Annotated in this window: 5 protein-coding genes; 4 read left to right on the top strand and 1 reads right to left on the bottom strand. The window is 28.0% G+C overall.

Translation table 11 applies throughout. The features are described from left to right. The first annotated feature begins 181 nt into the window (after positions 1-181). Together WBG30_RS01945 and tyrS are read left to right on the top strand one after the other, a co-directional pair. Positions 182-628: a hypothetical protein gene (locus tag WBG30_RS01945; RefSeq protein WP_424502959.1), complete on the top strand. Its 447-nt coding sequence runs from the start codon at positions 182-184 to the stop codon at positions 626-628. A 368-nt stretch (positions 629-996) separates the two neighbouring features. After that, entirely contained in the window at positions 997-2,214 is a 1,218-nt protein-coding gene (gene tyrS / locus WBG30_RS01950; RefSeq protein WP_424502960.1) for a tyrosine--tRNA ligase, read from the top strand. A 31-nt stretch (positions 2,215-2,245) separates the two neighbouring features. Here tyrS and pdo read toward each other — a convergent pair whose 3' ends face one another. Then, positions 2,246-2,887: a protein disulfide oxidoreductase gene (gene pdo / locus WBG30_RS01955; RefSeq protein WP_424502961.1), complete on the bottom strand. Its 642-nt coding sequence runs from the start codon at positions 2,885-2,887 to the stop codon at positions 2,246-2,248. A 173-nt stretch (positions 2,888-3,060) separates the two neighbouring features. On the opposite strand from pdo, the gene WBG30_RS01960 reads away from it, so the two are divergent. Together WBG30_RS01960 and WBG30_RS01965 are read left to right on the top strand one after the other, a co-directional pair. Continuing rightward, positions 3,061-4,599, top strand: coding sequence for an ATP-binding protein (locus WBG30_RS01960; RefSeq protein WP_424502962.1), 1,539 nt, complete (start codon positions 3,061-3,063; stop codon positions 4,597-4,599). Then, the gene (locus WBG30_RS01965; RefSeq protein WP_424502963.1) at positions 4,596-5,264 is read left to right on the top strand and encodes a response regulator; all 669 of its coding nucleotides are present in this window, start codon (positions 4,596-4,598) and stop codon (positions 5,262-5,264) included. Before WBG30_RS01960 ends, WBG30_RS01965 begins: the two co-directional genes overlap by 4 nt. Positions 5,265-5,876: the final 612 nt, after the last annotated feature.

The raw sequence follows: 5,876 nt of genomic DNA on the forward strand, positions 1-5,876 counted from the left end.
TGTCATAAAATCAGGTGAAATAGGTGATTTCTATGATGGAGTTGATTTTAAAGTATCTGAAATTAAAGATAAAAAACTTAAAACTGTTTTTTATGATTCAAATTTTTAAAATTAGATTTATTGAGTACTTTTTAAATTATGTAATAAAATATTTATATAAAAAAAAACGGAGGTAAGAAAAATGAAAAAATTATTATTAGCAGCAGCAATCTTAGTGTTATCAGCAACAGCAATGGCTACAGGGGAAACCGCAAGTGACACATTAACAGTTTCAGGAAATTATATTATACCAATTACAGTAGATTTAAACACTGCAAGTCTTGATTTTAAAGATGTGTTTGTTGGATCTGAGGCTGATGTACAAACTGTAACAGCTAATCTAACTGGTGAAACTGGTGAAACTTTCGCCTATAATGTTACAACAACAGCTGATAGGGGTGTTAAACTTACAGACGCTACCGGTAATGGAACAATAGCAGAAGGAGTAGCAACATTTAATTTTGGAATAGACATGGATCATAGTAAGTTATATGATGATGTATCAGGTCAAGTTGTTACAGTAACTGTTAACTATAATGCTATCGATGATACAGTTGTTGTTACAGCACCAGCACCAGCACAAGGTTAATAATTATTTAAAATAGGGATGCGGCCAAATAGCCGCATCCCTGTTTTAAAAGGAGATAAAAAATAAAATTTTATAATAATAGCTAATATTTCTAGAATAGAATCATTTTATTTCTTTAAAAAAAAATCTTATTATGTTATAATTAGGAAAATACAGACTAAAAAATTAGGAGAACGATATGAAATTTGATAACAACCAAACTTATTATTACTATTATTAATTTAAGGACTGTATAGAAATATTACAGCCCATTTTATAGTATACTAATAGGGGTTGTATCTGAATTAAACTTTTTAAAGCTTACAGATAAAATCTGTAAGCTTTTTTTTAAATAAAAAATAAAATTAATATAGAAGAGGAGACTAACTATGGATATCAATGTAGAAGTACAAAGACAGTTAAGTATATTAAAAAGAGGAGTAGAGGAACTAATTTCTGAAAAAGAATTAGAAAAAAAATTGAAGAAATCTTTGGAGACTAACACTCCATTAATTGTAAAATTAGGGATAGACCCAACTGGTTCTGATCTTCATATAGGTCATGCAGTACCCCTTAGAAAATTAAAGCAATTTCAAGATCTAGGTCATAGAGTAAAATTTTTGATTGGTACATTTACAGCTAGAATAGGAGATCCAACAGGAAAATCTGAAACTAGACCAATGTTATCTTCGGAAGATATCACAAAGAATATCCAAACATATTTAGATCAATTAAAGATGATTTTAGATATGGAAAAAACAGAAGTTGTATATAATGGTGACTGGTTAGAAAAATTAAAATTAGAAGATGTACTAAAATTATTATCTCAATTTACAGTAGCACAAATGATCCAAAGAGATGATTTTTCTAAAAGATTAGCGGCAGGAAAACCTGTCTCACTTGTAGAATTTATGTATCCTATCTTACAAGGATATGATTCTGTAGCTATTGATGCTGATGTAGAATTAGGAGCAACTGAACAGACATTTAACCTATTAAGAGGGAGAGATTTACAAAGAAATGCAGGAACAGAACCACAAGTATGTATGATGATGCCTATTTTAGAAGGATTAGATGGAGTAGAAAAAATGTCTAAATCACTTAATAACTACATAGGAATAACAGAAGCTCCTAACGATATGTTTGGAAAGATAATGTCTATTTCAGATGAGCTTATGTGGAACTACTATGAGGTAGCTACAGATATACCTATGGAAGAGATAGTAAGATTAAAAGCAGGAGTGGCTGATGGCACTATCCATCCTATGGACTGTAAAAAGGGATTAGGAGCAGAGATAGTAACTATTTACCATAATGAGGAAGATGGAGTAAAAGCCCGTGACTGGTTTGAAAATGTATTCTCTAAAAGAAATATGGATGTAGACTTACCAGAGGTAAAAATAGAAGAAGAAGAAGTAGGAGCAATAGACTTATTGGTAAATAAATTAAATTTCTTTAAAGGAACTTCAGATGCTAGAAGGTTGATTACTCAAGGTGGATTTAAAATAAATGATATAGCAATTAAAGATGTAAAAGCAATTATAAATATTGAAGATGGAATGATAGTAAGAGCAGGAAAAAAGAAGATAGTTAAGATAACTAAATAACAAAAAATCCCTAATTTTTAGGGATTTTTTGTTATTTTAAATTTTGTATTTTTTCGATAAACATTTCTATAGGTTGTACACCCATTAGATCATCTTTATCATTAAAAAAAATTCTGGGTACAGAACTTACTCCAAATTTATTAGAAAGGTTATTGTATAAGTCGGCTTGTATCATCTCGGTATTAATATTTTTATTTAGTATAGCTATTTTAAAAGCCGTTATAACTGCTTTGGGGCAATGTGGGCATTGTAAACTTACAAATACCTTGATATTGATCTTTTTATTTATTTCTTTAATGGCATCTACTAGTTTATTTTCTAATGGAGTTGTCATTCCAGAAATTTCTAAGAGAGCAAACATGAGAGCATTTATTTCATGACCACTTGGGATTCCGTAAAATTTAACTCCAGTAGGTTTATTTTTTACTAAAATAGTAGTTCCAGGAACTTTATCAATTCCGTATTTTTTAGCCAACTTAAAATCTTTGATAAGGTCATATTTGACAAAATTTATCTTTTTATTTAATGTAGACAATTGAACCATCATAGAGATTACCTCTTCACACAGAGGTTTACCATTTTCTACAAAGGTAATAATTTCAATTGGATTTTTTATTTTACTTAGTCCTTGTTTTAATTGATTTAAGATTTGATTACTAAATATTTCTGACATTTCTTTCCTCCCTACTCATTTATGGCGAATCCTATAATAAGTATTTATTATTCTAAGTTTTACTCATTCTTTACTTATATATTTACCATATAAAAAAAAATCCTTTAAGAAAAGAGAAAAAATATGCTAAACTTTTATAATGGCTATTCATTTGGTAAAAAAAAGGAGGTAAAATGAAGTTAGAGAAGAAAATATATATATATTTGGTAGTTTTGATAACCGTTATATTACTTATAACTTATTTTATTGTTTTTAAAAGTAAAGTTAAAATAGAAAATTTAAATGAACGAAAAAATCTTGGGAATATAGCCTTGACTCTCAGTCAAGATCCTTTTATAAAAGAAAATTTACATAAAAAAAATTCTGAAAATATACAGAATTATACCAATAAGATATGGTCTAAATTAGAAGATGTAGATTTTATAACCATAGCTGATATGAATAGTAGGAGGTATTCTCATAGAGATCCCCAATATATCGGAAAAATATTTAAGGGTGGAGATGAAAAGAGAGTTGTAGAAGAGGGAAAATCTTACTTTTCAATGGCCAAAGGAACTCAGGGAGTATCACTAAGAAAATTTGTACCTATAAATTATAAAGGAAAGCAGATAGGGTTTATAAGTGTAGGGAAGCTACAAGTAGAGAGAGACAAATGGAAAAATAATTTTATTTTTGAATCGACCTTTTTATTTTTGATAATTCTTTCATTTGGAGCGCTTTTATCATATTTTTTAGCAAAGAGTATAAAAAAAGAAATTTTTGGATATGAACCTGTAGAAATAGGAAGGTTTTATGCAGAAAAAAAAGTTATATTTGATAATATGCATGAGGGGATAGTGACAATAAACGATAAGAGTGAAATTACTAAAACTAATCTTGCGGCTCAAAATATGTTAACTTCTAGAGATGATGAAATATTTAAACGGTTGTTTGAAAATGTTATAGAAACACAGGCTGGATTTATTGGTAGAGAGATAATGGTAGAAGGTGGGAAATTATTTGTAAGTGCGATAAAATTAAATAAAACCAAAAAAATATTAGATGTTATTTTTATATTGAGAGATGGTGGAGAAGTAAAAAGAGTAGCAGAGGAAATAACAGGAGTTGCTCAGATAATTAACTCTATGAGAGCCAATGTCCATGAATTTAAAAATAAGATTCATGTAGTTTCAGGACTTCTTCAATTGGAGGAGTATGAGAAAGCTAAAGATTATATACTCTATTTAGAATATGAAGTTGAAAATCAAAAACATAATGTTGTAGGAGTAAAAGATCCTATAATTGAAGCACTTATCCTAGCTAAGATGAGTTTAGCTAGGGAATCAAGGATAAATTTTAAGGTAGATGAAAAAACTAAATTAGATAAAACACACGATAACATAGATGCCAATGATTTGGTTGTAATAATAGGAAATCTATTAGAAAATGCCAGGGAAGCCTGCGAAAAAAGTATTGAAAAGAATATTCAGGTTGGTTTTTTTGAAGATGAAAACAAATTGAGAATAGAGGTTACAGATAGTGGGCGAAGTATAGACACCAATGAGATGGAAAAAATATTTAATATAGGTTATTCCTCCAAAGGTGAGGGACGTGGTTCTGGATTGGCACTCATTAAAAATCTCGTAGAAGTATATAAAGGAAGTTTGAATATTAAGAGTCGTAAAAATAGTAAAACATTTTGTGTCGAACTCAAGAAGGAGAAAAAAATATGATCGATGTAGTTATTATAGAAGATGACCCCATGGTAAGCATGATAACAGAAAAAATAATTAACTCTGTAGGAGAGTTTCGCGTAGTTAAAACTTTCAAAGAAGGAAAACTAGCTATTAAATATTTGGAAAAAAATCATGTTGAATTAATAATATTAGATATGTTTTTACCTGATACCAATGGATTGGTGACTTTAGAAACTATAAGAAAGAAGAAAATTGGTGTGGAAGTTATTTTTCTAACCGCTTCAAATAATACCGTAGAGATAGAGAGAGCATTTAAATTAGGAGCAATAGATTATCTTATAAAACCTTTTGATTTTAATCGATTAAAAGATTCTTTAGGAAGATGTTTGAATAAAAAATCAAATATTTCAGGAAAGGAAGTTTTAAGCCAGGGTGAAGTAGATAAATTATTTTTAAGAAATAAAACTAAGGGGAGTAGTGTCAAAGGGATAAGTGAGAAAACTTTGAAGAAAATAATGGATGTATTATTATTAGATTCATCTAAGGAATGGTCATCTAAGGAAATTTCTGATATTTTAAATACAAGTACAGTAACAGTGAAAAAATATTTAGATTACCTTATGGAATTAGGCAGGGTAGAAAATTCTATCTACTACGGAAGTGTAGGGCGTCCTGAATATAAGTATAAGGTAATATTGTAAAAATAATAAAAACTAAGTAAAGAGGTTAAAATCATGGAAATAAAAGAAAGTGTAAAAAGATTCAATATGGTGATTTTGTTAAATTTCCACGATTTAATAGACCTAAGGGGTTTATTATAAATATTTTTGTAGATGATGATGAAGGAAACCATTGGGAATTTGAAATTTGGATTTTAAGTGATATTAAAAATTATAAGATTGAATTAGAAAAATTAACTCATAGGTCCCGTGAAGAAAAAAATAATATTATCATAAAAAAATTTAAGATCTCTTCAATTAGATAATTAAACGTAAATAATGTTAAAATGATAAATTTTAAATAATTATAAAAGTTCTGAAATGTTTACTTTGTAAGTTTATAAAATAAATTCAACAAGATTAAGCTTAAAAGGAGACTAGCAATTCAATATAATTTTTTCATGAATTATTTATAATGAGTATTAAAAATAATCAGAAAAAATATAACAACAAAATAGCACCACAACAGGTTGCTAATTAATTAGCAATCTTTTTTTAATTTAATAATTATTTTTTTAGTTTTGTTTTATATCTTTAGTAAAAAATAAGGAATATACTGAATATGTAAATAGAAAAGACAAAAAATGAAACAAG

It is taken from the genome of Psychrilyobacter sp. (assembly GCF_049671765.1).
Lineage (GTDB): Bacteria > Fusobacteriota > Fusobacteriia > Fusobacteriales > Fusobacteriaceae > Psychrilyobacter.

What these genes read in the sequence shown, in the direction of transcription:
- WBG30_RS01945 (WP_424502959.1), top strand. Translation starts at nt 182, where the DNA reads ATGAAAAAATTATTATTAGCAGCAGCAATCTTAGTGTTATCAGCAACA.
- tyrS (WP_424502960.1), top strand. Translation starts at nt 997, where the DNA reads ATGGATATCAATGTAGAAGTACAAAGACAGTTAAGTATATTAAAAAGA.
- pdo (WP_424502961.1), bottom strand. Translation starts at nt 2,887, where the DNA reads ATGTCAGAAATATTTAGTAATCAAATCTTAAATCAATTAAAACAAGGA.
- WBG30_RS01960 (WP_424502962.1), top strand. Translation starts at nt 3,061, where the DNA reads ATGAAGTTAGAGAAGAAAATATATATATATTTGGTAGTTTTGATAACC.
- WBG30_RS01965 (WP_424502963.1), top strand. Translation starts at nt 4,596, where the DNA reads ATGATCGATGTAGTTATTATAGAAGATGACCCCATGGTAAGCATGATA.